The organism is Serratia sp. KG1D (assembly GCF_037150675.1).
Lineage (GTDB): Bacteria > Pseudomonadota > Gammaproteobacteria > Enterobacterales > Enterobacteriaceae > Serratia > Serratia nematodiphila.
This window is the reverse complement of sequence record NZ_JBAGIH010000002.1, coordinates 629,555-652,850: the sequence shown is the minus strand read 5'-3', so window position 1 is coordinate 652,850 and position 23,296 is coordinate 629,555. Positions and strand designations below refer to the sequence as shown.

Below are 23,296 nucleotides of genomic sequence, written 5' to 3'. Positions count from 1 at the left end.
GAAGAGAGGAGCAATCATGACGATAAAACGGAGACTGGCGCAACTGCTGGGCGGGCTGTGGTTGACGCTGGGGCTGGCGCATTCCGCCGGGGCGTCGTTTCAGCTGGAGAGCATGGGCATCGTGCTGGAGGAGAACCCGGGGCGGGTGAGCTTCAGCATCAGGAACAGCTCGTCGGAGCCGATATTGCTGGCGACGAAGGTGGAGGATTTGGATGGCAAAGGGTTCAGCAAGGCGGTGCTGCTGTCGCCGCCGATAGCGCGCATCGAGGCGGGGCAGAGCCAGCAGGTGAACTTTGTGCTGAAGCCGGGTACGGCGCTGCCGCACGAGGTGATGCTGAAGGCGTCGTTCGAGGGGATAGGGCAGGCGGTGGACAACAGCGCGCGGATGCCGGTACGGCAGAGCATCGGGCTGATTCTGCAGCCGAAAGCGGTGGCGGTGAGCAAGACGCCGTGGGACGACCTGCGGTTGAGCGCAGGAGCCGGTCGGCTGACGCTCACCAACGGCGGGTTGCACGTGGTGCGGCTGGCGCCGCAGCTGACGTTGCAGCCGTCGGGCAAGGTGGTGACGCTGGAGAACTACTACCTGATGGCGGGCGAGACGCAGACGCTGGCGGTGGAAGGGCAGCCGACGTCGGTTGTCATCACGCCGCTGAGCCGCTATGGCTTCAAGCAGGATGCGGTGACGCTGACGGTGAAGTGATTTGGATGAAAATCAGACGCCTTGCATAAGCAAGAGATGTAGTTAGGCATGGTGAATGCCGCGAGAAATGAAACGTTTTTTCGTTCACCCCGGAGGTAGAGCGGGTTACACTGGCTGCTTGTTCGCCACCGACCGGGTTAATTCGCCGCCGCGATGAGAGTGCCACGCCAGCTACCGCAACGCTTTACCGCCTGCATCGCCATTATGGCGGTGCTGTTGCTGTTTGTTGCGCCGGTGGTGTCGAAATCGCTGATGCACCATCAGATGATGGGCGGCATGGCGCAGCCGGCAGCCGCCATGCCGCATGACATGCATGGGATGGCGATGCCCGCCGCCGAGCATGCCGGCCACCATGGCATGGATCCGGCGGAGATGATTTTCTGCGGCTATTGTGAGCTGCTGATCCACGTGCCGCTGCTGTTGTGGGTATTCGTCCCGCTGCTGTGGCTGATGGCGCGTATTGCGCGCCTGCCTTGCGCGCCGCGCATCGTCCCCCCGCCCATTCGGCGCCTTGCTCTGCGGCCAAGCCCGCGCGGGCCGCCCGGCCAATCGTTTTTCCCTATTGCTTGATCATGGGTCACGCCGTCCGTATCGCTGCGGACGGTTTGCCTGCGTGCACAGTTTGAAAAACGAGAAAGGCCATGTCTTCAATAACCAAAACTCCACCTGCCGCATCGCCGCGAGGCGCGATGCTGAACCTGATCAGACGGCTGCATTTTTATATCGGCCTGCTGGTTGCCCCTTTTATTCTGGTCGCCGCACTGACCGGCACGCTGTATGTGCTAACCCCGCAGCTTGAAGAGGCGCTGTATCGCGATGCGCTTTTCACCGAACCGCACGGACAGGCGAGATCGCTGGCCGACCAAATCGCCGCCGCCCGCCGTGTGGCGGGTGCCGAGACGCGCATTTACGCCGTGCGCCCGGCGCCCGGCGCGACGGATACCACGCGCGTACAGTTCGTGGGAGGCGATCTGGGCGCTTCCGAGTCGCGCGCGCTGTTTGTCGATCCTTACACGCTGGCGATCAAGGGCGATATGACGGTGTACGGCACCTCCGGCGTACTGCCGCTGCGCACCTGGCTGGATAAGCTGCACAGCAGCCTGCTGCTCGGCGATATGGGCCGCAATTACAGTGAGCTGGCGGCATCCTGGCTGTGGGTGGCCGCGCTGGGCGGCGTGGCGCTGTGGCTGGCGACGCGGCCGAAGCGCAAGCTGAAAAGGGTGAAAGGGGGCTTCGCCGCTAACCGCCATTGGCATATCACGCTGGGCGTAGCGCTGCTGGCCGGGCTGCTGTTCTTCTCGGCTACCGGGTTGACCTGGTCGCAGTGGGCCGGCGGCAACATCGACGCGCTGCGGGCCAACCTGGGCTGGCTGACGCCGCAGGTCAACGCCAGCCTGCAGGCCGATGCGCCGCAGACGCCGGCCGATCCGCACGCCGAGCACCGCGGGATGATGCCGGGCATGAAGATGAACCCTGCCGCACAGGCCAATGCGCTGAACGGCGATTGGGATCGGGCGCTGCACGCCGCGCGCGCCGCCGGGATCGATGCCGCCAAGATAGAGCTGCGCCAGCCGAAGGGCGAGGGCAAAGCCTGGACGGTGACCGAAGTGGATCGCAGTTGGCCAACGCAGGTGGACGCGGTCGCCATCGCGCCGCAAAGCTTCGCCGTCGTCGACCAGGTGCGGTTCGGCACCTTCCCGCTCATCGCCAAGCTGACCCGCTGGGGCATCGACGCCCACATGGGCATTCTGTTCGGCTTGCCGAATCAGCTGCTGCTGGCGGCGTTCGGCCTCGGGCTGTGCCTGACGATCGTGCTGGGTTACCGCATGTGGTGGATCCGCCGCCCGGCGGCGGGTGCGCAGCATCCGGTGCATACGCTGGTCACCGCCTGGCTGGCGCTTTCCGTGCCGTCGCGCGCCGTCACGCTGCTGGTAGCAGCGGCGCTGGGTTATTGCCTGCCGGTAATGGGCGTGAGCCTCGCGGCGTTGCTGCTGGTGGACGTATGGCGCTGGCGCGGCCAGCGGCAAGGCCTTCGGGACGAAACGCCGGAAGCGGCCGCCCGCCGCGCCGAGGTGCGCAAGTTCCGCGCGGCGGTGGCGACGGTGGCGGTAGCGGTCGGTTGCGTGATGGGCCGGGCGATCCTCGGCGGTACCGTCGAGCAGTTTCAGCTGCCGATTGGCGTCTGGAGCGCCCAGATGATCGTGATGCAGAGCCTGATGGTGTTGCTGTATACGCTGGTGTTCACCCTGCTGCTTTCCATTCCGCTGTGGTATTTCTTCCTGGGGGAAAAAGAGGGGCGATGAGGTATTTTGCGCCGATGTGAGGCGTTCAACCCCGCTGCGGCGGGGTTTTTCTTGGTTACATCAGCCGGTGCGCGTGCAGTTTGACGCTTTCCATGATGCTGTCCATCGTCACCTGCACGCGGTGCGGCAACACGCCTCGCCGGCGGTAGATCAGGTAGGCCTGCATATCGATGCCGCGCTCGCGCGCCAGGCAAGGCTGCAGTGTGCCGGCATCCAGCTCGGCGGCCACGGAATAATACGGGGCGTAGACGATGCCCAGGCCCTGTTTGGCCAGCTCGATCGCCGGCAGAATGTTATCGCAGACGCTGGCGCCGTTGATCTCGACCTGCACCAACTCCCCCTGCGCATTGTAGCCGCTCCAGGTATTGCGGATGCCGCCCAGCATGCGCAAGGTAATGCAGCGATGCTGCGACAGTTCATCCAGCTCCTTCAGCGGCGTGCGGGCGATGTAATCCGGCGCGGCGAACAGCCCAACGCGAAAACGGGTAAAGGGCCTAGCGATCAGGCTTTCGTTTTGCGGCTGGAAAAAGCTGATCAGCAAATCGCAGTCGCTGTCGAATACTGCGCCATATTTTTTCTCACGTTCGTCGGGGTTGCGGGTCACCAGATCGACAGTCAGCGCCGGCGCAGCGTGCAGCAGCGGCGGCAGCAAATAGCTGGCCAGGAAAGCGTGGATGCCTATCGGCGCGCCGAGCGTGACCATGCCGCTCATACTGCGCTTATAGGTGCCGGCCATATCGAGCAGATCGCTATGCTCGTTCAGCAACTGCGAGGCGCACCGCAAGAATTGTTCGCCGAACTCGGTCAGTGACAGAGTGCGCGGGCCGCGCAGGAATAGCTCCAGCCCGAGCCGCCGCTCCAGCGCGGTGAGGGCGCGCGACACATTGGACTGCGGCATATCCAACAGCTGCGCCGCTTTGCTGACGCTCGCCGTTTCGGCGATGACGCTTACAATCCTGAGCTCTTCAATACGGAAGTCTTTCTCTTTCACTGGCTGGCTCGTATGAGTATGTATATCAAAAATGATATACGTCTTTGGCGGCATTGTCATATGACTTATCACGGGCGGGTGGGTATCATTCGATTTGATTATTTGCTATCCACATAAATAAAGAGAAATCCGTCAATGAAAGTAACAAGAACGGTGATTTTACCTGCGCTGTTATTATTGGCCGCGTGCTCGTCCGCCGTGACCGAAAAAGAAAAATATTCGACCTTTCTGACCAATTATAACGATATTAACAAAGGCCAATCCGCGTCCGGTAAAGACGTTTTATATTGGAAAGATCAGAGCGTCGATTTTTCCCGTTATCAATATCTGGTGTATCAACCGATGATCTATTTCCCGCGGCCGAAACCGAGCGAAATGGTCAGCCAACGCGCGCTCGACAATATCCTGAATTACACCAACCAGCAGTTTAAACAGGCGATGGGCACCCACTTTACGCTGGTGGACATGCCGCGTGAGCATACGCTGATCTTCCGCGGCGCCATCACGGCGATCGACACGCAGAAGAAAGGGCTGCAGGTCTATGAAGTCTTGCCAATCACGCTGCTGATCGCCGCCACGCAAAGCGTAACCGGGCACCGCACCATGGAGAGCGCGGTTTATATGGAAGGCGAGTTTATCGATGCCGCGACCAACCAGCCGGTGATTAAAGTGGTGCGTAAGGCTTCGGGAGAAAATCTTAATAATGAGAAAGCACAGCTGAAAGTCACCGACGTGAAGAACGCCATCGATACCATCGCCAACGACATCAGACAATATAACACGCTATAGAGATTATTTATTTCCATTATTCTCAACCAGGACTTTACATGTTTCTTAACTATTTTGCGTTAGGCGTACTGATTGCGGTATTCCTGATATTATTCTACGGCGTCATTATTATTCATGACATTCCTTATTTGCTGGCGAAAAAGCGCCGGCACCCGCATCAGGATGCGATTCACGTTGCCGGTTGGGTCAGCCTGTTTACGCTGCACGCCATTTGGCCGCTGCTGTGGATCTGGGCGACGCTCTATCGGCCGGAACGCGGCTGGGGCATGAGTGAAAGAACGGAATCCTCAACGGATCTGCAGGCGCGCATCGCGCTGCTCGAAACGGAATTACAACGCCTGCAGGAAAAGCCGACGGCGGTTCCCGGCCCCACGGTAAGTTGAGCGTAGCCTATGGATTTACTTATTATTCTCAGCTATGTGGCGCTGAGCTACGGCGTATTTAAGCTGTTCCGCATTCCGGTCAACAAATGGACCGTGCCGACCGCCGTACTCGGCGGGATCGTTATCGTCGGCGCTTTGATTCTGACGATGAACTACAACCATCCGTACAGCGATCGGGCGCAGAAAATTGCCGTGTCGGTGCCGATGGTGCCGCAGGTCTCGGGCATGATCGTTGAGGTGACGGAGAAAACCAACGTGCTGCTGCGCAAAGGCGAGGTGCTATTCCGGCTCGACGACAGCCGCTACCGCGCGCGGCTCAGCAAGCTGGAAGCGGATCTGGCCGGGGCGGAGGCGGAGATCAGAACGCGCCGGGCGGCGCTCAGCGAGTCCGCCGCCAACGTGCAGCGGGCGAACGCGGAGTATGATCGTGCCCGCAAGGATTACCAGCGCTACGCGAAAGGGGCGGCCATGCCGGTCAACCCATTCTCGGAGCAGGACGTCAGCCATGCGCAGCAGCAGTATCAGGCACAATCCGCCGCGCTGCAGGCGGCGAAAGCCCAGTTCCAACAGGAACAGGCTCGGTTGTCCGGACGCTATGACGGCGAAGACGCCACGATAGCCAGCCTGAAATCGCAAATAGCCGAAGCGCGTTACAACCTGGAACAAACGGTGGTGCGTGCGCCGAGCGATGGCTATGTCACGCAGGTGCTGGCGCGGCCGGGCACGGCGGCGGTGCGCTTGCCGTTCAAACCGGTGATGATCTTTATCCCGCAGCAAAAGCGCCAGGTGGTGGCGGTATTCCGCCAGAACGCCATCTTGCGCTTGGCGCAGGGGGATCAGGCTGAGGTGGTGTTTAACGGCTTGCCGGGACAGGTTTATGGCGGCACCGTGAGCCGGGTGTTGCCGGCGATACCGGACGGCAGCTACCAGGCCAGCGGCGCACTGCAGGGCCTGAGCGCCACGCCGGGCCGGGAAGGGGTGTACGTAATGATCGATCTGGCAGCCAACCCGGATCTGGATCATCTGCCCGACGGCGTGAGCGCCCAGGCGGCGGTCTATACCGGGCACTTCGAGCACGTCTCCGTGATGCGCAAAGTGCTGCTGCGCATGACCAGCTGGCTGCATTACCTCTATCTGGATCACTAGCCCGCATTGGCCCGGGGGAACCCGGGCCAAGGGGCTTCCCCCTGAATGTGACAAAAACAAAAAAGCCCGCAACCGAAGTTGTGGGCTTTTTCGCTATTATCGCCGGGTCTATCTGGTTCACTGGCGACGTATTTGGTGGAGCTGGCGGGAGTTGAACCCGCGTCCGAAATTACTACACCGTCGGCACTACATGCTTAGTCCAATCTTTACATTCGCCGGCCAGCTGCGGATGGACACGCTACTGACAGACTAGCCTGATTGAGTTTAACGCTTCGGCCCCAGGCAGGACGTCCACGCGATCTCTTTTGGGTTTGACCTCTCTTGATCCCCGTCCTAAGAGCGGAGGCTAGGGAGAGAGGGCTCTAAGCAGGGTATTAAGCTGCTAAAGCGTAGTTTTCGTCGTTTGCGACTATTTTTTTGCGGCTTTTTACGAGGCCAACCGCCCCTCGGCATGCTCCTAGGGCTTCGCAAATCCCGTCGAATCCAGAATCAGCCCCAAGTAACTTTGTGCAGTATACCAGAAGTTTACCTCGATAAGCCAGCGGCTTAACGATTGGCGTGCTTCATGATACGGGCTTTCGCCGTCTGCCATTCGCGATCTTTGATGTCATCGCGTTTGTCGTGCTCTTTCTTGCCTTTGGCTACGCCGATCTTGATCTTGCTCCAGGCATTTTTCCAATACAGGGACAAGGCCACCACGGTGTAACCTTCGCGGTTGACGCGGCCGAGCAGGGTGTCCAGCTCGCGCCGGTTCAGCAGCAGTTTACGGGTACGCGTCGGATCGCACACCACATGCGACGAAGCCACGTTGAGCGGGGTGATGGTGGCGCCAAACAGATAGGCTTCACCGTCACGGAACGTCACGTAGCTGTCGCTGAGGTTGGCTTTGCCTGCACGCAGCGATTTAACTTCCCACCCTTGCAGCGACAGGCCCGCCTCGAACTCTTCTTCAATGAAGTATTCGAAACGCGCGCGCTTGTTTTGGGCAATGGTGGCGGAACCGGGTTTGTGTGCTTTTTTCTTTGTCATAGTGCGTTCATTATACTGGATGCTCCAGCGAAAGAAATCCTTTCCCGTTCAGCACCTGCGCAATTTTTCGCATTTTTGGTGCCCTCATCCCTTAGCAGATTTTTTGTTTGCCGCCAGATAAATGGTATTATCTGTACGTTTTATGTCTTACAGGAAATGATATGCCCCAGATCAGTCGGTCTGCATTAGTGCCGTTCAGCGCCGAGCAGATGTATCAGTTGGTTAACGATGTTCATTCTTACCCCGATTTTCTGCCAGGCTGCACCGGCAGCCGGGTGCTTAACGCTACCTCCAACGAGATGACCGCTGCGGTGGACGTCGCCAAGGCCGGTATCAGCAAGACCTTCACCACCCGCAATACGCTGCTGGATAACCAGAGCATCAATATGCAGCTGGTTGATGGCCCGTTCCGCAAGCTGATGGGCGGCTGGCAGTTCACACCGCTGAGCGAAGAGGCCTGCAAGGTGGAGCTGCACCTGGACTTCGAGTTCACCAACAAACTGATTGAGCTGGCGTTCGGCAAGGTGTTCAAAGAGCTGGCGGGCAGCATGGTGCAGGCATTCACCCAGCGGGCGAAAGAGGTCTACAGTGTCTGACATTCAGGTCGAGGTGGTGTACGCCTTGCCGGAGCGTCAGTACCTGCGCAAGGTGAAACTGGCCGAGGGCAGCAGCGTTGAGCAGGCGATCCAGGCTTCGGGCCTGCTGGAGCTGCGCCAGGATATCGATCTCAAGAGCAACAAAATCGGCATCTACAGCCGCCCGGCCAAGCTGGGCGACACGCTGAACGACGGTGACCGGGTGGAGATCTACCGGCCCTTGATAGCCGATCCGAAAGAGCTGCGCCGGCAACGGGCAGAAAAGGCAAAAAAATAAGGCGCTTATAGCGCCTTATTTTTTTATCTGAAGCTGACTTTTTCTTCCGCGTTGCAGCCTGCGACTGTCATGAGGAACATCATGCCCCCTCATGGGCCGGAAGAGCGGGCGGCACCAATTACTTGGTCAGCGCCGGTTTGTTCTGGATATCGGTCAACACGCCTGCGCTGTCGAAGGTCAGCGTCAGCGTCTGCTGGGTGATGTCTTCATGGCCAGGCTGCTGACGGAACACATAGAACCACGTCTGAGTCCCGAACGGGTCTTGCAGCATTGGGGTGCCCAATGTGTAAGCGACCTGTTGTTGGGTCATCCCTTTCTGAATTTTCGCCACGTCGGTCGACGTCAGGTAGTTCCCCTGGTTGATGTCAGGACGATAAACCACCTTTTCAAAAGTAGAACAGCCTGCAGTCAGCATCACAAGAACTACAGCGGCGGCAGTCAGCGTTTTACAGCGCATAGTAATCACATTCCTTTAGGGCATAGGATGCCGATGATAATAGACCTTGCGGCAGTTGGAAACCTTTATACCCTTCATCTTTCACGTTGCGACGCATTGGCTTTCCTTTAGCACCTCAAGCGCTTGGCCTTTTTCAGGCCGTTGAGATGGCTTTGGATCACCGCCGCGCCGCACTTTAGATATTTCTCGGGCCAACAGCGTCACTGTCAGACCGCAGGAAAGTGAAAAAGTTGAGCTTTTTTATGCGGCCAGCAGTTCTTTGGCGTTCGCCAGCGTATTGCGGGTGACTTCGCTGCCGCCGAGCAGGCGCGCCAGCTCCTGCAGCCGGGCGCGTTTATCCAGCGGCGCCATCTGGGTTTCGGTCACCGTGCCGTCGGTCTGCTTGCTGACGAACAGGTGCTGATGCCCGCATCCGGCCACCTGCGGCAGGTGGGTGACGCACATCACCTGGGTGGATTCGCCGAGCTGGCGCAGCAGGCGGCCGACGATGGCGGCGGTTGGGCCGCTGATGCCCACGTCCACCTCATCGAAGATCAGCGCCGGGGTTTCCATCTTGCGGGCGGTGATCACCTGAATGGCCAGCGCGATGCGCGACAGCTCGCCGCCGGAGGCAACCTTCGCCAGCGGCTGCAGCGGCTGCCCCGGGTTGGTGGAGACGCAGAACTCGGTGCGGCTGGCCCCTTCGGCGCTCAGATGCTGCGGTTCGAAGCGCACGTCGATGTTGAATTTGCCGTGCGGCATGGAGAGGGCCTGCATGCTGTCGGTAATGAGCGTGGTCAGCTCGGCGGCGTAGTGCAGGCGTTTCTGGTGTAGCTCTTCCGCCAGCGCCAGCGCCTGCTGGTGATGCAGGGTGACCGCCTCGTTCAGGTGTTCATGATCGCTTTCCTGCTGCGACAGCAACTGCTGTTCATCCAGTAACTGCTGATGCAGCTGCGGCAGCTCCTCCGGCGCGACCTGGTGTTTGCGCGCCAGGCTGATTTGGCGCGACAGGCGTTGTTCCAGCTCGTGCAGGCGGTTGGGATCGAGATCCATGCGATCGGCGTAATGGCGCAGCTCGTCGCTGGCTTCGCTGATCTGGATAGAGGCCTCTTCCAGCATGTCCAGCAGGCCGCTGAGCTTATCGTCCAACCCGGCCAGCTCAAGCAGCAGGTGTTTGGCGCTGTAAAGCTGGCTGAGCATGTTGTTCTCGTCGCTGTCGGCCAGCAGCTGCAACGTTTGCTGGCTGAGGGTCAGCAGCTGGCCGCTGTTGGCCAGGCGCTTGTACTCGGCGTCGGTCTGCTCGAACTCGCCGGCCTGCGGCGCGAATTCGTTCAGCTCTTTCAATTGGTATTGCAGCAGCTGCTTGCGCGCTTCGCGCTCGATGGACTGCTGTTGATGGTGCGCCAGCTCGCGGCAGCTCTGGTGCCAGCGCTGGTAGGCCTGGCTCATCGCCGCCAGCAGGGCGGGCTCGTCGGCGTAGGCGTCGAGCAGCGCTTTTTGGTGCTCCGGCTTGAGCAGCAGCTGATGGGCGTGTTGACCGTGGATTTGAATCAGGCGTTGCCCCAGCTCGCGCAGCTGCGACAGCGGCACGGCGGTGCCGTTGATAAAGCCGCGCGAACGGCCGTCGGCGTTGATCACCCGCCGCAGCAGGCATTCGTTGCTGTCGTCCAGCTGGTTCTGCTCCAGCCATTCGCGCGCGGACGGGGTGTCCGCCAGCGAGAAGCGGGCGCAGATATCGGCGCGGGCGGCTCCCAGGCGCACCACGTTGCCGTCGGCGCGGTTGCCGAGGCACAGCCCCAGCGCATCGATAGCGATGGATTTGCCGGCGCCGGTTTCACCGGTGATCGCCGTCATGCCCGGTTGAAAATCGATTTCCAACTCACGAACGATAGCAAAGTTGCTGATGGTTAATTGCGCCAGCATGGGAACCTTCCTGTGTATAAACACATAACTGTAGTTTCATACAGTATAAACTGGTTTTATATACAGTAAAGTGGCCGGCGCAGATTTTAGAACAATTTTTTCGACCAGCCCAACTTGGTGCTTAACGTGTTGAAATAGCTGTAGTCCTTCGGGTGAATCAGGTTCAGATGGAAGTTGCTGCGGCGGATCAGCACTTCTTCGCCTTCCTGGATCGGCAGCGCGATCTGGCTGTCGCAGCTGATCTCCAGATCGCTGCCGATCTGCGAAAACTTCAGGCGGATGGTGCTGTCGCCGTTGATCACCAGCGGCCGGGCGGAGAGGGTGTGCGGGAACATCGGCACCAGCGCGATCGCCTCCAGCGACGGGGTGAGGATCGGCCCGCCGGCGGAGAGCGAGTAGGCGGTGGAGCCGGTCGGGGTGGCGATGATCAGGCCGTCGGAGCGCTGCGAGAAGGCGAAGCGATCGTCGATGTACACCTCGAATTCGATCATGTGCGCCACTTTGCCGGGGTGCAGCACCACTTCGTTGATGGCGGTGCTGATGCGGCACTGCTGGTGCTCTTTATGCACGATGGTTTCCAACAGGAAACGCTGTTCGTCAATGTACTCGCCTTCCAGCACGTCCGCCAGCTGCTGCAGGGCGTTGTCGGGATCGAGATCGGTGAGGAAGCCGAGGTTGCCGCGGTTGACTCCGATCACCTTGATGTCGTAGCGCGCCAGCACGCGCGCGGCGCCGAGCATGTTACCGTCGCCGCCGACCACCACCGCCAGGTCGGCCCGCTGGCCGATATCCGCCAGGCTGCCGGTCACGGCGTCTTTCAGCCCCAAATCATGGGCGATTTGGCGTTCGACCATCACCGAATAGCCGCGGGCGACCAGCCAGTGGAACAGCATCTCGTGGGTTGCCAGCGCTGAAGGGTGACGCGGGTGGCCAACAATGCCAATACAGGCGAATTTTTTATTCATTTGCTGTGATTTTCCTCACCGGGATCCGTTTATGCCCCACATTGTGACCGGTTGACTTGAAACCCCGGTTTTGATCCCCATAATAAGCCAAGTTGCGAGATTAATGCTAAAACGCGGAGATATTCATGAGTAGTAAAGAACAGAAGACGCCAAACGAGCAAGTCTCGGAAGAAATGGAACAACACGCTCATCACGAGGATACGCTGCCGGAAGCGGCGGAAGGCGTCGATCTGCGCGATGCGCGTATCGCCGAACTGGAAGCCCAACTGGCGGAAGCTCAGCAGCAAGAGCGCGACAGCCTGCTGCGCGCCAAAGCGGAAGCGGAAAACATCCGTCGCCGCGCCGAACTGGACGTTGAGAAAGCGCACAAGTTCGCCCTGGAGAAATTCTCTGGCGATCTGCTGCCGGTGATCGACAACCTGGAGCGCGCGCTGGATCTGGCGGATAAAAACAATCCGGAACTGGCCGCGATGATTGAAGGCATCGAGCTGACGCTGAAATCGCTGCTGGACGTGGTGCGCAAGTACGGCATCGAAATCGTCGGCGACGTCAACGTGCCGTTCAACCCGGAAGTGCATCAGGCGATGAGCATGATGGAATCCGCCGATCACCAGCCGAACCACGTGATGATGGTGATGCAGAAAGGCTATACGCTGAACGGCCGCCTGCTGCGCCCGGCGATGGTCGCGGTCTCCAAGGCCAAGGCGTAATCGCCCCGGCAACGATATAAAGAAAGGCACCCAAGGGTGCCTTTTTTGTCTCTGGGCTACGCCTGCGGCAGGCGCGGCATCCAGTCGATCGGCGTGAGCCCTTGCTGCTCCAGCAGCTGATTGGCCTGCGAGAAGTGGCGGCAGCCGAGGAAACCGCGGTGGGCGGAAAGCGGCGATGGGTGTGGCGCTTTCAGCACATGGTGGCGGTTGCGGTCGATAAAGTTGCCTTTCTTCTGCGCGTGCGAGCCCCACAGCAGGAACACCACGCCTTCGCGGTTCTCGTTCAGGGCGGCGATCACTTTATCGGTAAAGGTTTCCCAGCCCAAATTGGCGTGCGAGTGCGCGCGGCCGCCTTCCACCGTCAGTACGGTGTTGAGCAGCAGCACCCCCTGTTCGGCCCAGCTTTGCAGGTAACCATGATCCGGGCGTTCGAAACCGGGAATGTCGGTCGCCAGCTCTTTATACATGTTCACCAGCGACGGCGGCGCCGGTACGCCGGGGCGCACCGAGAAAGAGAGACCGTGCGCCTGATTGGGGCCGTGGTAGGGATCCTGGCCGAGGATGACGACTTTGACGTCCGCCAGCTCGGTAAAGCGGAACGCGTTGAACACGTCTTTCTGCGGTGGATAAATGGTCTTACCGGCCTGGCGCTCAGCGGCAACAAAGGCGAGCGTTTCAACAAAATAGGGCTGCTCTTTCTCTTTGCCGATCACGTCATGCCAGGTGAGGGAGGTGGCCATAAACGCTCTCCTTTGTTTTCTTTAGCAATTCATGGGCTATAGCTTACCGTGTCGGCCCGCGCAGCGAAACCCGCTTTTCATTTCTCGCCGCCGTTTGTAATGCAATTATTTTTGAAAATTTACAAAAATAATTGTTTTTTAGCACGACGGGAAAATTGATATAAAACATAAATTTGCCCCTTCATGTCTTGTGCCTACCCGGTAAAAATTGACTTTAATCAAAGAACTGGCCCGGTCAGGCTGGTATACAGAACAACAAGACAACAATGGTTTTACCAAATGGCCGAAACCAGAATTGGGTTTTCTCACGATGTGAATTTTTACGCCCTTGTACGGAGGCAACATAATGATTACCGGTATTCAAATTACCAAAGCGAACGACCAGGCGCTGGTGAACTCTTTCTGGCTGCTGGACGATGAAAAAGCGGAAGCTCGCTGCGTGTGCGCCAAGGCCAACTACGCGGAAGATCAGGTTGTCGCGGTCAGCGACCTGGGCCAGATCGAATACCGTGAAGTGCCGCTGGAAATGCAGCCGACAGTGCGCGTGGAAGGCGGCCAGCACCTGAACGTCAACGTGCTGCGCCGTGAAACGCTGGAAGACGCGGTCAAGCATCCGGAAAAATACCCGCAGCTGACCATCCGCGTGTCCGGTTATGCGGTGCGTTTCAACTCTCTGACGCCGGAACAGCAGCGCGACGTTATCGCTCGCACCTTTACCGAAAGCCTGTAATCGGCGGTGCAATCGTAGTAATGAGGGAGCTTCGGCTCCCTTTTTGCGTTTGGCGGCCGAAAACCAAACGTGGATCACAATTTGCACAAAGTTAAGCATTCCTAATACAGAACTCATCCGACCTGCCGATAGCTAAGTCAGTACCTATTCAGGTGCTCAATAAAAAGTCTATCGACAAGGAGTCGGCATGAGTATGCCTTTAAGTTTTACCTCTGCAGTATCCCCGGTGGCCGCGATCCCTACACCTCGCGCCATCGCCGAGACGGCACCGGCGGCGCAGCCCGCAGCCGCGCCGGCAAGTCCCGCGCCGGTGGCCACCCCCTCTCAGAACACGCTCAATGCGCAGAATCTGTTGAATACGTTGGTCGGCGATCTCTCCGCAGCGGCGCCGACGGCGGCGGCAGTGCCGGGCGTGACCCGGGGGCAGCAATCGCAAGAGGGCGATTATGCGTTGGCGCTGTTGGCCAAGGACGTTTACTCGCTGAACGGCCAGGGCGCCGCCGGGTTCAACCGTCTGAGCGACAACGCACTGCTCGGTTTCGGCATCGATCCCGCCAGCCTGCACGACGCGGGCAGCGGTTTCCAGGCCGGGGTTTACAGCAACGACAAGCAGTATGTGTTGGCGTTCGCCGGCACCAACGACTGGCGCGACTGGCTGAGCAACGTGCGGCAGGCGACGGGTTATGATGATGTGCAGTACAATCAGGCGGTTGCCGCCGCCAAAAGCGCCAAGGCGGCCTTCGGCGATGCGCTGGTGATCGCCGGCCATTCGCTCGGCGGCGGTCTGGCGGCCACGGCGGCGCTGGCGACCGGCACCGTCGCGGTCACCTTCAATGCGGCCGGGGTGTCGGATTACACCCTGAATCGCCTGGGTATCGATCCGGCGGCGGCGAAGAAAGATGCCGAAGCCGGCGGCATCCGTCGTTACAGCGAGCAATATGACATGCTGACCAGCACCCAGGAGTCGACTTCGCTGATCCCGGACGCCATTGGCCACAACATCACCTTGGCCAACAGCGATACCCTGACCGGTATCGATGACTGGCGGCCGAGCAAACATCTCGATCGCAGCCTGACGGCGCACGGCATCGACAAGGTGATAAGCTCGATGGCGGAACAAAAGCCGTGGGAGGCGAAGGCCAATGCCTGAAGGGCGTCGCTTGCGGCGGGCGCTGGCGATAGCCTTACTGGCGCTGGTCGCGGTGACCGGTTTACTGATGATGGCTAAGGAGCAACAGATGGGGCAGGAGATTTCACCGTTTGATGGCCGCAGCAATCTGGCGCTGGCTCTGGCGGTGGCGCGCGGCGATACGCAGGGTATCCATGCGCAGGCTACGCAGGATCGTTTGCGCGAACGGGGCGATCGGCAGGTCACGCTGTTGCAGTGGGCGGTGCTTTCGCAACAGCCGGCCAGCGTGCAGACGTTGCTGGATCTCGGCGCCGATGCGGCGGCGGCGGGGCTGGACGGCAACAGTGCGCTGCACACCGCAGCGATATTGCACGATGCGCAGTACTTGCGGTTGCTGCTGGCCAAGGTTAAGCAGGTGAACGTGCGCAATGCCGTTACCGGCGCCACACCGCTTGCGGCGGCGGTGCTGGCCGGGCGTGAGGAGCAACTGCGGCTGCTGCTGGCGGCCGGGGCGGACACCACCCTGAGCGATCGGCTGGGGGATACCCCGCTGCATCTGGCGGCGAAGATTAATGCACCGCATCTGGCGCTGTTGCTGTTGCAGGCCGGGGCCGATGCCCGGGCGCGCAATCAGCAGGGTTTTGCGTTCCAGTTTTATTTCTCGCAAACGCCGGCGCATTTGCAGAATGACGAGCTGAAGGCGCAGTTCCGCGAGCTGGATAAATGGCTGCAGGGGCACCGCCTGGCCACGCATTACGCGCAGCAGTAAACGCCCATAAAAAAACCGCCTGCACAGGCGGTTTTTTCTTGAACAGTGGCGGTTATTGCGCGTCGCCGGCCGGTTTGGCCTTCGACTGACGGCGTTTGCCGACGTTTTTGGCGTCGCGATGGCGCACTTTCACCTTGTTGGCTTTTTCTTTGCTTTTCGCTTTTTCTTCCGCGCGTTTTGCCAACACTTTCTTCGACGGTTTACCGTTGCTCTTCTCGTTCGGCACCTTGGTTTTCGGCCGCAGTTCGTCGATCACGCGCGCTTTCAGCGGTTCGTTCAGGTAACGGCCCACTTTGCCCAGCAGCAGATGATCGTGCGCTTCCACCAGCGAAATGGCGGTGCCTTTGCGCCCGGCGCGGCCGGTACGGCCGATGCGGTGCAGGTAGGTATCCGCAGTGCGCGGCATGTCGAAGTTGAATACGTGGGTGATATCGAGGATATCCAGGCCGCGCGCGGCAACGTCGGTGGCCACCAGCACGTTAACCCGGCCATCCATCATGCGTTTGACCGCTTCGTTGCGTTTGGCCTGCACCATTTCGCCTTCGAGATAGCAGGTGTTGATGCCCGCTTCGCGCAGCCAGGTGGCCAGTTCGTGCACGCGCTCGCGCTTGCGCACGAAGATCACCGATTTTTGCACGTCCGGCTGTTTCAGCAGGTGGATCAGCAGCGCGGTTTTGTGCTGCACGTCATCTGCGCGGTAGTACCACTGCAGGATCTTTTTGCGTTCGCGGCGCGACGGGTCGGCTTCCACTTCCACCGGCTCTTTCAGGATGCGCTCGGCGAATTCGCGGATCGCTTCGCCTTCCAGCGTGGCGGAGAACAGCAGCGTTTGGTTGCGCCAGCGGGTTTCGGCGGAGATGGTTTCGATGTCCTGCGCGAAGCCCATGTCAAGCATGCGGTCGGCTTCGTCGAGGATCAGGGTTTCCACCGCGCGGCAGTCGAAGTTCTCTTCTTTAATGTATTGCAGCAAGCGGCCGGTGGTGGCGACCACCACGTCCTGGTTTTCGCTGAACACTTCCGCATGGTTCATGTAAGCGACGCCGCCGGTGATGGTGGCGATATCCAGCGAGGTATGAGCAGCCAATTCACGCGCCTGGTCGGCGACCTGCATCGCCAGCTCGCGCGTTGGCGTCAGGATCAGCACGCGCGGCGGGCCGGATTTCTTGCGTGGAAAGTCCAGCAGGTGCTGCAACACGGGCAGCAGGAAGGCGGCGGTTTTGCCGGTGCCGGTCGGAGCCGAACCTAAGACGTCGCGCCCGTCCATCGCTGGCGGGATCGCAGCGGCCTGAATGGCAGTGGGGCGATCGTAGCCTTTGTCGCGCAGCGCGTCGATCAGGCGATCATCGAGTTCGAGTTCGGAAAAAGTGGTTGCTGTCATGGTCTACCTCTACTTGGGGCGCCGATTATAGACGGGTTGGCCGCGATCTTCACCTATTTAAGCGGAAAGCCGCTCTTTTCCCGCCGATCAGATTGCCTTATGCTACGCCAGTTTTATAGCCAGGTGGTGAGTGTGAGCAAGCGATCGAAAGCCGATTTTACCCCGCGTCGCGGGGGGTTTACCTTTAAACAATTCTTTGTCGCACACGATCGTTGCGCCATGAAAGTGGGCACCGACGGGGTGTTGCTCGGCGCCTGGGCGCCGGTGGGACAGGCGCGCCGGGTGCTGGACATCGGCAGCGGCAGCGGGCTGATCGCGCTGATGCTGGCGCAGCGCAGCGGCGACGAGGTGACCGTCGACGCGGTGGAACTGGACGAAGCCGCCGCTGGCCAGGCGCGCGAAAACGCGGCGGAATCGCCGTGGCCGCAGCGCATCCGCGTGCATGCGCAGGATATTCACCATTATGCGCAGCAGCATGCCGCTGAGTATGATCTGATCGTCAGCAATCCACCTTATTTTGAGCCGGCGGTGGCCTGCCGCGATCAGGCGCGCCACAACGCGCGCTACACCGAAACCCTGACGCACGACGCGCTGTTGGCCTGCGCGGCGCAGCTGCTGGTGGAGCAAGGAACGTTTTGCGTGGTGCTGCCGCACGACATCGGCGCCGAATTCGAACGATTGGCGCAGCAAAGCGGTTGGCACACGGCGGCGAAAGTGAACGTCAGCGATCGGGCCGATACGCCGCTGCACCGGGTGCTGCTGGCGCTGACGCGTAAGGAAACGCCTCTGCGGGAGCAGGCGCTGGCGATCAAACAGGCCGACGGCGGCTATACCGACGATTTCCGCCGGTTGATCGCCGACTTCTATCTGTTTTACTGAAAGGAAAAGGGCGCCGATAAGGCGCCCTGTCGCATGGTTTAAGGCTGCAAAATGGTCGGCTGCGCTTCCGGCAGCAAATCCGGGTAGTCCAGCGTGTAGTGCAGGCCGCGGCTCTCTTTGCGCGCCATGGCGCTGCGCACGATAAGTTCGGCCACCTGCACCAGATTGCGCAGCTCCAGCAGGTTATTGGAGATGCGGAAGTGAGCGTAGTACTCGTCGATTTCCGCCTGCAGCGTATTGATGCGGCGCAGGGCGCGCTCAAGGCGCTTGGTGGTGCGCACGATGCCGACGTAATCCCACATGAACAGCCGCAGCTCGTGCCAGTTGTGCTGGATCACCACCCGTTCGTCCGCATCGTCCACCCGGCTTTCATCCCAGTGCGGCACCTGTTTGGCCTGCTGGATGAACGGCAGGCGCTGCAGAATGTCTTCCGCCGCCGACCAACCGTAAACCAGGCACTCCAGCAGTGAATTCGACGCCATGCGATTGGCACCGTGCAGGCCGGTGTAGCTGACCTCGCCGATGGCGTACAGCCCGTCGAGATCGGTGCGGCCGTGCTGATCGACCATCACGCCGCCGCAGGTGTAGTGCGCCGCCGGGACGATAGGGATCGGTTGCCGAGTCAGATCGAAGCCCAGCGTCAGCAGCTTTTCGTGGATCATCGGGAAGTGCTGGGTGATGAACGCCGCCGGCTTGTGGCTGATGTCCAGGTACATGCAGTCGGCGCCCAGGCGCTTCATTTCATGGTCGATGGCGCGGGCGACGATATCGCGCGGGGCCAGTTCGCCGCGCGGGTCGAAATCCGGCATAAAGCGGCTACCGTCCGGGCGCTTCAGGTAAGCCCCTTCGCCGCGCAGCGCTTCGGTCAGCAGGAAGTTGCGCGCCTGCGGGTGGAACAGGCAGGTCGGGTGGAACTGGTTGAACTCCAGGTTGGCGACCCGGCAGCCGGCGCGCCAGGCCATGGCGATGCCGTCGCCGGAGGAGATGTCCGGGTTGGTGGTGTATTGGTACACCTTGGCCGCGCCGCCGGTGGCCAGCACCACCGTTTTGGCGCGATAGGTTTCCACCCGCTCCAGCTCGCGGTTCCAGACGTAAGCGCCCACCACTCGGCGGGTGCCCGGCAGGCCGATTTTGTTCGAGGTAATAAGGTCGACCGCGTTGCGGCGTTCCATCACGCAAATATTGGGGTGAGCGCTTGCTTTCCCTACCAGCGTGGTCTCTACTTCCTTACCGGTTGCGTCTGCGGCGTGCAGGATGCGGCGATGGCTGTGGCCGCCTTCGCGCGTGAGGTGATAATGCTCCTCGCCCTGCGCGTTGACCTCGGTGTCGAACAGCACGCCCTGATCGATCAGCCATTGCACGCAGTGGCGCGCGTTGCCGGCGATGAATTCGACGGCCTCTTTGTCGCACAGGCCGGCGCCGGCAATCAAAGTGTCATCAACGTGTGAGGCAATGCTGTCCGTCTCATCGAACACCGCGGCGATCCCGCCCTGGGCGTAAAAGGTGGCTCCCTCGCTGAGCGGCCCCTTGCTGAGAACGGTAACCTTGCAATGCTGCGCCAGGCGCAGCGCCAGTGACAGGCCCGCAGCGCCGCTGCCGACGATCAGTACATCGCTAACATGTTCAGATGATGGTTGCATAACGTATGATGTGTGCAGAAGAAGAGTGAATTTCATGTTAGCCTAACTGTCCGGGCAAAAGCCACGGATAGGGTGACATCAACAGAAAAAACAATGGCGATATGGAACTTCGTGTTCTATATGAACTCCAAGCGAGTGCTTGCTCAGGAAAATAATGTATGGCTGGCAGTACAATTTTACGCGTGGAGACGGATTTGGGGAGAGTTTACCTCGGATGAGCGAGCAGTTAACGGATCAAGTTCTGGTCGAGCGGGTCCAAAAGGGCGACCAGAAGTCGTTTAACCTACTGGTAGTGCGCTATCAGCATAAGGTGGCGAGTCTCGTTTCCCGCTATGTGCCGCAGGGCGATGTGCCCGATGTGGTGCAGGAGTCGTTTATCAAGGCCTATCGCGCACTGGAATCGTTCCGTGGCGACAGCGCTTTTTATACCTGGTTGTATCGAATCGCCGTGAACACGGCAAAGAATTATCTGGTTGCTCAGGGGCGCCGTCCGCCATCCAGTGATGTGGACGCCAACGATGCGGAAAATTACGAAAGTGCGGGCGCACTGAAAGAAATTTCGAACCCTGAGAACTTAATGTTGTCAGAAGAGCTGAGACAGATAGTTTTCCGTACCATTGAGTCTCTCCCTGAGGATCTTCGCATGGCGATTACCCTGCGGGAGTTGGATGGTCTAAGCTACGAAGAAATAGCCGCCATCATGGATTGCCCGGTCGGAACCGTACGTTCGCGTATTTTCCGCGCCCGGGAAGCTATCGATAATAAAGTTCAACCGCTGATCCAGCGTTAGCAATGGCGGGCACAGGAAGGGTACTTAGGCATGCAGAAAGAAAAGCTTTCCGCTCTGATGGATGGTGAATCGTTCGACAGCGAGCTGTTGAGTTCTCTGTCGCAAGATCGAACGCTTCAACAAAGCTGGCAGAGCTATCACCTGATACGTGACACACTGCGAGGTGATGTCGGACAAGTGATGCATCTCGACATCGCCGATCGCGTCGCCGCTGCACTTGAGAAAGAACCCGCCCGGCTGGTGCCTTCCGCCGTTCAGGAATCTCAGCCGCAGCCTCACACCTGGCAGAAAATGCCGTTCTGGGACAAAGTGCGTCCTTGGGCGAGCCAGATTACGCAAATCGGCATGGCGGCCTGCGTGTCGCTGGCGGTGATCGTCGGCGTGCAGCACTACAACCAGCCTTCTGCGACATCGAACGCGTCCGAATCGCCGGCCTTCACCACGCTGCCGATCATGGGGCAGGCCTCGCCGGTCAGCCTGGGCGTTCCTGCCGACAGTTTCTCCACCGGCAGCGGCCAACAGCAGCAGGTGCAGGAACAGCGCAAGCGTATCAACGCCATGCTGCAGGACTATGAACTGCAACGTCGCCTGCATTCGGATCAGCTGCAGCTTGAGCAAGGCAACCCGCAACAGGCTGCCATTCAGGTTCCCGGAACTCAGTCTTTAGGAATGCAACAGCAGTAATGAAGCAAATCTGGTTCTCCGTTTGTTTATTGACGGGCAGCCTGCTCTATTCCAGCATCGCCCCGGCGCAGCCAACTGCGTCCGGGGCGTTATTGCAACAGATGAGCAGCGCCAGCCGTTCTCTCAATTACGAGCTCGCCTACATCAGCGTCAGCAAGCAGGGAATCGAGTCGTTGCGCTATCGCCATGCGGTGATCGGCAACGTGCCGCTCGGCCAGCTGCTGCATATGGACGGCCCGCGCCGCGAAGTGTTGCAGCGCGGCGGCGGGATCAGCTACTTCGAACCCGGTCTGGAGCCGTTCACGCTCACCGGCGATCACATCGTCGATGCGCTGCCGGCGATCGTTTATGCCGATTTCACCCGTCTGGCGAAGTATTACGACTTCATCTCCGTGGGCAGCACCCGCATCGCCGATCGGCCGTGTGAAGTGCTGCGCGTGGTGGCGCGCGACGGTTCCCGCTACAGCTACATCGTCTGGATGGACGAAGACACCAAGCTGCCGCTGCGGGTGGATTTGCTCGATCGCGACGGTGAAACGTTGGAGCAATACCGGGTGATCTCCTTCGCGGTCGGCGCCGAGGTGCAGGGCGCGATGCAGGGGCTGCTCAAGGCCAACCTGCCGCCGCTGCTGTCGCTGCCGGCGGTGGAAAATGTCCAGCTCAGCTGGAGCACCGGCTGGCTGCCGGCCGGCGTGGACGAGGTGGCGCGCAATCGCCGCAAATTGCCGAACGTCGCCGTGCCGGTGGAATCCCGGCTCTACAGCGACGGCCTGTTCAGCTTCTCGGTCAACGTCAGCCCGGCGGGCAGCGGCGCCGGGCAGCAGTACTACCGTCAGGGGCGCCGCACCATTCAGACCGAAGTGCGCGCGGGCAACGAAATCACGATTGTGGGCGAATTGCCGCCGGCGACGGCCAAGCGCATCGCCGACAGCATTTCTTTCAAGGTATCGCCGTAATGATGAAAGAGTGGGCCACGGTGGTTTCGTGGCAACAGGGCGTAGCGCTGCTGCGCTGTGAACCCAAGGCCGGCTGCGGCAGTTGCACTGCGCGCTCCGGCTGTGGCGCGCGTGCGCTGAACGAGCTGGTGCCGGAAACCGAGCATCAGCTGCAGGTACATATCGATCAGCCGCTCGAACCGGGGCAGCGCGTCGAGGTCGGCATCGCGGAAGGCAGCCTGCTGCGCTCCGCCATGCTGGTTTACCTGACGCCGCTGCTGGGTATGATGCTGGGCGGCGCGTTGCTGCAATATTGTTTCGGCAGCGACGCCTCGGCGGCAGTTGGCGCCGTGTTGGGCGGCGGTGCGGCCTTTATGCTGGCTCGCCGCTTGGCCCGACGTCTGGGCGAGCAGGCGGATTACCAGCCGGTGGTGCTGCAAATTGGGTTGCCGCCTACCGCGATGCGCATGCAGGCGGAAAACTCCCCGCTGATTTAAACCGATGGCCGCGTCATCGCCGGGTTGTGATAGGCGGGGATGCGGTTGTGGATCATATGCTCCAACAGCGCGATGAATAGATCGGCGCTGAGCAGCGAATCGTAGTTAATCGCGAACAGCACATTTCCCTGGCCGTCGAATAAGCGGATGCCGCGCTGCGGATGATTTTCCAACGCGCGGATCTGTTCGATAGGCACGTTTCCCCGTTCCGTCGTCAGCAGGGTGGCGCTCAGCCGCAGCGTTTCGGTCGGCGTGCCTTGCTGCTTGCCGAGCAGCAACTGCCACAGCCAGCGCGCGTCGCCCTCTATGGTGTGAAACGACACCGTTCCCCCCTGATAGAGCGCATTCAGCGCCAGCGGCCCGCGCTGCTGCAGCTGTTGGTCGACGATCACGTCCGCCAATCGCCACGAGTGGGCGACGTTGCTGAAAACCGTGCACCAGGGCTGATCTGCACCGGCGCGGAACGCCGTAACGTCAAACAGCCCGCCAAAAGCCTGGCCGCCGCGAAAACGATAGATGTCGCCGATCTTCTCAAACGGGATGAAACGCTCTTTGTGATGGTGGCTGTCAAAGACCCGCACGCCGTGCTCGTACAGACGATAGGTCAGCGTCGGACGCAGATAATGCCGCAGCGCCAGCAGCGTACAGCCGAGTAAAATCGTGCCCGCGCCGGCTTGCAACAGCGTGATGACCTGGCTCTCGTCAATGCTGCTCAGCAGCGGCAGCACCAACAGCGCCGCCCCCACGCTAAACAGCAGCGCCGCCGCCGCCAGTATGCCCCAGTTGACCTTTGAAAAATCGTGCCGGCTCAGCATTTGCCCTTTATCGATCATAATGCACCTTCCAATCAACGTACGCAGATATGCTGGTGAACCCC

At 60.2% G+C, this 23,296-nt stretch carries 26 protein-coding genes and 1 other RNA gene; 17 read left to right on the top strand and 10 right to left on the bottom strand.

The window, feature by feature from the left end:
• Positions 1-16 precede the first annotated feature (16 nt).
• From WFM45_RS14855 to WFM45_RS14845, 3 genes are all read left to right on the top strand, one after another.
• Positions 17-700 (top strand): fimbria/pilus chaperone family protein, encoded by a 684-nt coding sequence (locus WFM45_RS14855; RefSeq protein ID WP_021504963.1) that lies wholly within the window; start codon positions 17-19, stop codon positions 698-700.
• A 159-nt stretch (positions 701-859) separates the two neighbouring features.
• Positions 860-1,270, top strand: a complete 411-nt coding sequence (locus WFM45_RS14850) for a DUF2946 domain-containing protein (protein WP_166730284.1) — start codon at positions 860-862, stop codon at positions 1,268-1,270.
• A 119-nt stretch (positions 1,271-1,389) separates the two neighbouring features.
• Complete coding sequence (locus WFM45_RS14845; RefSeq protein WP_336956229.1) at positions 1,390-3,003, top strand: DUF2534 family protein; 1,614 nt, start codon at positions 1,390-1,392, stop codon at positions 3,001-3,003.
• Positions 3,004-3,058: 55 nt separating this feature from the next.
• Here WFM45_RS14845 and WFM45_RS14840 read toward each other — a convergent pair whose 3' ends face one another.
• On the bottom strand, positions 3,059-3,994 hold the full coding sequence (locus WFM45_RS14840) for a LysR family transcriptional regulator (RefSeq protein WP_336956228.1): 936 nt from the start codon (positions 3,992-3,994) through the stop codon (positions 3,059-3,061).
• 135 nt (positions 3,995-4,129) lie between these two features.
• Here WFM45_RS14840 and WFM45_RS14835 point away from each other — a divergent pair, with 135 nt between their 5' ends.
• From WFM45_RS14835 to WFM45_RS14825, 3 genes are read left to right on the top strand one after another with little or no spacing between them, the layout of a single operon-like run.
• On the top strand, positions 4,130-4,783 hold the full coding sequence (locus tag WFM45_RS14835) for a DUF3313 domain-containing protein (RefSeq protein WP_004929005.1): 654 nt from the start codon (positions 4,130-4,132) through the stop codon (positions 4,781-4,783).
• Positions 4,784-4,821: 38 nt separating this feature from the next.
• Positions 4,822-5,166: a DUF3302 domain-containing protein gene (locus WFM45_RS14830; protein WP_015378821.1), complete on the top strand. Its 345-nt coding sequence runs from the start codon at positions 4,822-4,824 to the stop codon at positions 5,164-5,166.
• Between the two features lie 9 nt (positions 5,167-5,175).
• Positions 5,176-6,312: an HlyD family secretion protein gene (locus WFM45_RS14825; RefSeq protein WP_336956225.1), complete on the top strand. Its 1,137-nt coding sequence runs from the start codon at positions 5,176-5,178 to the stop codon at positions 6,310-6,312.
• Positions 6,313-6,445: 133 nt separating this feature from the next.
• On the opposite strand, the gene ssrA is transcribed toward WFM45_RS14825, so the two are convergent.
• Both ssrA and smpB read right to left on the bottom strand, forming a co-directional pair.
• Positions 6,446-6,809: a transfer-messenger RNA gene (gene ssrA / locus WFM45_RS14820) on the bottom strand.
• A gap of 49 nt (positions 6,810-6,858) precedes the next feature.
• Positions 6,859-7,341 (bottom strand): SsrA-binding protein SmpB, encoded by a 483-nt coding sequence (gene smpB / locus WFM45_RS14815; RefSeq protein WP_004929094.1) that lies wholly within the window; start codon positions 7,339-7,341, stop codon positions 6,859-6,861.
• 161 nt (positions 7,342-7,502) lie between these two features.
• Here smpB and WFM45_RS14810 point away from each other — a divergent pair, with 161 nt between their 5' ends.
• Both WFM45_RS14810 and WFM45_RS14805 read left to right on the top strand, forming a co-directional pair.
• Entirely contained in the window at positions 7,503-7,937 is a 435-nt protein-coding gene (locus tag WFM45_RS14810; protein ID WP_004929096.1) for a type II toxin-antitoxin system RatA family toxin, read from the top strand.
• Entirely contained in the window at positions 7,930-8,214 is a 285-nt protein-coding gene (locus WFM45_RS14805; protein ID WP_004929098.1) for an RnfH family protein, read from the top strand. The genes WFM45_RS14810 and WFM45_RS14805 overlap by 8 nt, the downstream gene beginning before the upstream one ends.
• Positions 8,215-8,332: 118 nt before the next feature.
• Here WFM45_RS14805 and bamE read toward each other — a convergent pair whose 3' ends face one another.
• From bamE to nadK, 3 genes are all read right to left on the bottom strand, one after another.
• Positions 8,333-8,671 (bottom strand): outer membrane protein assembly factor BamE, encoded by a 339-nt coding sequence (gene bamE, locus WFM45_RS14800; protein WP_004929101.1) that lies wholly within the window; start codon positions 8,669-8,671, stop codon positions 8,333-8,335.
• 240 nt (positions 8,672-8,911) lie between these two features.
• Positions 8,912-10,573, bottom strand: a complete 1,662-nt coding sequence (gene recN / locus WFM45_RS14795) for a DNA repair protein RecN (protein WP_004929104.1) — start codon at positions 10,571-10,573, stop codon at positions 8,912-8,914.
• Positions 10,574-10,659: 86 nt separating this feature from the next.
• Positions 10,660-11,538, bottom strand: coding sequence for an NAD(+) kinase (nadK, locus tag WFM45_RS14790; RefSeq protein ID WP_004929107.1), 879 nt, complete (start codon positions 11,536-11,538; stop codon positions 10,660-10,662).
• 125 nt (positions 11,539-11,663) lie between these two features.
• On the opposite strand from nadK, the gene grpE reads away from it, so the two are divergent.
• A complete protein-coding gene (gene grpE, locus WFM45_RS14785) occupies positions 11,664-12,248 on the top strand; it encodes a nucleotide exchange factor GrpE (RefSeq protein WP_016929801.1) in 585 nt (194 codons plus the stop codon).
• A gap of 56 nt (positions 12,249-12,304) precedes the next feature.
• Here grpE and ung read toward each other — a convergent pair whose 3' ends face one another.
• Positions 12,305-12,988, bottom strand: a complete 684-nt coding sequence (ung, locus tag WFM45_RS14780) for a uracil-DNA glycosylase (protein ID WP_004929112.1) — start codon at positions 12,986-12,988, stop codon at positions 12,305-12,307.
• Positions 12,989-13,334: 346 nt separating this feature from the next.
• On the opposite strand from ung, the gene grcA reads away from it, so the two are divergent.
• The 3 genes from grcA to WFM45_RS14765 all read left to right on the top strand — a co-directional run bounded on the left by grcA (position 13,335) and on the right by WFM45_RS14765 (position 15,616).
• Positions 13,335-13,718 (top strand): autonomous glycyl radical cofactor GrcA, encoded by a 384-nt coding sequence (gene grcA / locus WFM45_RS14775; RefSeq protein WP_004929114.1) that lies wholly within the window; start codon positions 13,335-13,337, stop codon positions 13,716-13,718.
• Positions 13,719-13,905: 187 nt separating this feature from the next.
• A complete protein-coding gene (locus WFM45_RS14770) occupies positions 13,906-14,868 on the top strand; it encodes a phospholipase (RefSeq protein ID WP_336956219.1) in 963 nt (320 codons plus the stop codon).
• Positions 14,861-15,616: an ankyrin repeat domain-containing protein gene (locus WFM45_RS14765; protein WP_336956217.1), complete on the top strand. Its 756-nt coding sequence runs from the start codon at positions 14,861-14,863 to the stop codon at positions 15,614-15,616. Before WFM45_RS14770 ends, WFM45_RS14765 begins: the two co-directional genes overlap by 8 nt.
• Before the next feature lie 52 nt (positions 15,617-15,668).
• On the opposite strand, the gene srmB is transcribed toward WFM45_RS14765, so the two are convergent.
• Positions 15,669-16,994, bottom strand: a complete 1,326-nt coding sequence (srmB, locus tag WFM45_RS14760) for an ATP-dependent RNA helicase SrmB (RefSeq protein ID WP_265261417.1) — start codon at positions 16,992-16,994, stop codon at positions 15,669-15,671.
• Positions 16,995-17,126: 132 nt separating this feature from the next.
• Here srmB and trmN point away from each other — a divergent pair, with 132 nt between their 5' ends.
• On the top strand, positions 17,127-17,873 hold the full coding sequence (trmN, locus tag WFM45_RS14755; protein ID WP_176222029.1) for a tRNA(1)(Val) (adenine(37)-N(6))-methyltransferase TrmN: 747 nt from the start codon (positions 17,127-17,129) through the stop codon (positions 17,871-17,873).
• A gap of 38 nt (positions 17,874-17,911) precedes the next feature.
• Here trmN and nadB read toward each other — a convergent pair whose 3' ends face one another.
• On the bottom strand, positions 17,912-19,513 hold the full coding sequence (gene nadB / locus WFM45_RS14750) for an L-aspartate oxidase (RefSeq protein ID WP_172402678.1): 1,602 nt from the start codon (positions 19,511-19,513) through the stop codon (positions 17,912-17,914).
• Between the two features lie 214 nt (positions 19,514-19,727).
• Between nadB and rpoE the strand changes: the two genes are divergently transcribed.
• The 4 genes from rpoE to rseC are packed head-to-tail and all read left to right on the top strand — an operon-like array spanning position 19,728 to position 22,419.
• The gene (rpoE, locus tag WFM45_RS14745; protein ID WP_004929136.1) at positions 19,728-20,303 is read left to right on the top strand and encodes an RNA polymerase sigma factor RpoE; all 576 of its coding nucleotides are present in this window, start codon (positions 19,728-19,730) and stop codon (positions 20,301-20,303) included.
• A gap of 30 nt (positions 20,304-20,333) precedes the next feature.
• Entirely contained in the window at positions 20,334-20,987 is a 654-nt protein-coding gene (rseA, locus tag WFM45_RS14740; protein ID WP_015378809.1) for an anti-sigma-E factor RseA, read from the top strand.
• Positions 20,987-21,943, top strand: coding sequence for a sigma-E factor regulatory protein RseB (rseB, locus tag WFM45_RS14735; RefSeq protein ID WP_004929141.1), 957 nt, complete (start codon positions 20,987-20,989; stop codon positions 21,941-21,943). The genes rseA and rseB overlap by 1 nt, the downstream gene beginning before the upstream one ends.
• The gene (rseC, locus tag WFM45_RS14730) at positions 21,943-22,419 is read left to right on the top strand and encodes a SoxR-reducing system protein RseC (protein WP_033632307.1); all 477 of its coding nucleotides are present in this window, start codon (positions 21,943-21,945) and stop codon (positions 22,417-22,419) included. Before rseB ends, rseC begins: the two co-directional genes overlap by 1 nt.
• Here rseC and WFM45_RS14725 read toward each other — a convergent pair.
• Positions 22,416-23,252 carry a hypothetical protein gene (locus WFM45_RS14725; RefSeq protein ID WP_015378807.1) on the bottom strand — a complete coding sequence of 279 codons (837 nt, stop codon included), beginning with the start codon at positions 23,250-23,252 and terminating at the stop codon, positions 22,416-22,418. The genes rseC and WFM45_RS14725 overlap by 4 nt on opposite strands.
• Between the last annotated feature and the right edge of the window lie 44 nt (positions 23,253-23,296).

Bases quoted from the DNA above. Each gene is read 5' to 3' on its own strand.
- WFM45_RS14855 (WP_021504963.1), top strand. From the start codon at position 17: ATGACGATAAAACGGAGACTGGCGCAACTGCTGGGCGGGCTGTGGTTG.
- WFM45_RS14845 (WP_336956229.1), top strand. From the start codon at position 1,390: ATGCTGAACCTGATCAGACGGCTGCATTTTTATATCGGCCTGCTGGTT.
- WFM45_RS14835 (WP_004929005.1), top strand. From the start codon at position 4,130: ATGAAAGTAACAAGAACGGTGATTTTACCTGCGCTGTTATTATTGGCC.
- WFM45_RS14830 (WP_015378821.1), top strand. From the start codon at position 4,822: ATGTTTCTTAACTATTTTGCGTTAGGCGTACTGATTGCGGTATTCCTG.
- WFM45_RS14825 (WP_336956225.1), top strand. From the start codon at position 5,176: ATGGATTTACTTATTATTCTCAGCTATGTGGCGCTGAGCTACGGCGTA.
- smpB (WP_004929094.1), bottom strand. From the start codon at position 7,341: ATGACAAAGAAAAAAGCACACAAACCCGGTTCCGCCACCATTGCCCAA.
- WFM45_RS14810 (WP_004929096.1), top strand. From the start codon at position 7,503: ATGCCCCAGATCAGTCGGTCTGCATTAGTGCCGTTCAGCGCCGAGCAG.
- bamE (WP_004929101.1), bottom strand. From the start codon at position 8,671: ATGCGCTGTAAAACGCTGACTGCCGCCGCTGTAGTTCTTGTGATGCTG.
- recN (WP_004929104.1), bottom strand. From the start codon at position 10,573: ATGCTGGCGCAATTAACCATCAGCAACTTTGCTATCGTTCGTGAGTTG.
- nadK (WP_004929107.1), bottom strand. From the start codon at position 11,538: ATGAATAAAAAATTCGCCTGTATTGGCATTGTTGGCCACCCGCGTCAC.
- grpE (WP_016929801.1), top strand. From the start codon at position 11,664: ATGAGTAGTAAAGAACAGAAGACGCCAAACGAGCAAGTCTCGGAAGAA.
- ung (WP_004929112.1), bottom strand. From the start codon at position 12,988: ATGGCCACCTCCCTCACCTGGCATGACGTGATCGGCAAAGAGAAAGAG.
- grcA (WP_004929114.1), top strand. From the start codon at position 13,335: ATGATTACCGGTATTCAAATTACCAAAGCGAACGACCAGGCGCTGGTG.
- WFM45_RS14770 (WP_336956219.1), top strand. From the start codon at position 13,906: ATGAGTATGCCTTTAAGTTTTACCTCTGCAGTATCCCCGGTGGCCGCG.
- WFM45_RS14765 (WP_336956217.1), top strand. From the start codon at position 14,861: ATGCCTGAAGGGCGTCGCTTGCGGCGGGCGCTGGCGATAGCCTTACTG.
- srmB (WP_265261417.1), bottom strand. From the start codon at position 16,994: ATGACAGCAACCACTTTTTCCGAACTCGAACTCGATGATCGCCTGATC.
- nadB (WP_172402678.1), bottom strand. From the start codon at position 19,513: ATGCAACCATCATCTGAACATGTTAGCGATGTACTGATCGTCGGCAGC.
- rpoE (WP_004929136.1), top strand. From the start codon at position 19,728: ATGAGCGAGCAGTTAACGGATCAAGTTCTGGTCGAGCGGGTCCAAAAG.
- rseA (WP_015378809.1), top strand. From the start codon at position 20,334: ATGCAGAAAGAAAAGCTTTCCGCTCTGATGGATGGTGAATCGTTCGAC.
- rseB (WP_004929141.1), top strand. From the start codon at position 20,987: ATGAAGCAAATCTGGTTCTCCGTTTGTTTATTGACGGGCAGCCTGCTC.
- rseC (WP_033632307.1), top strand. From the start codon at position 21,943: ATGATGAAAGAGTGGGCCACGGTGGTTTCGTGGCAACAGGGCGTAGCG.
- WFM45_RS14725 (WP_015378807.1), bottom strand. From the start codon at position 23,252: ATGATCGATAAAGGGCAAATGCTGAGCCGGCACGATTTTTCAAAGGTC.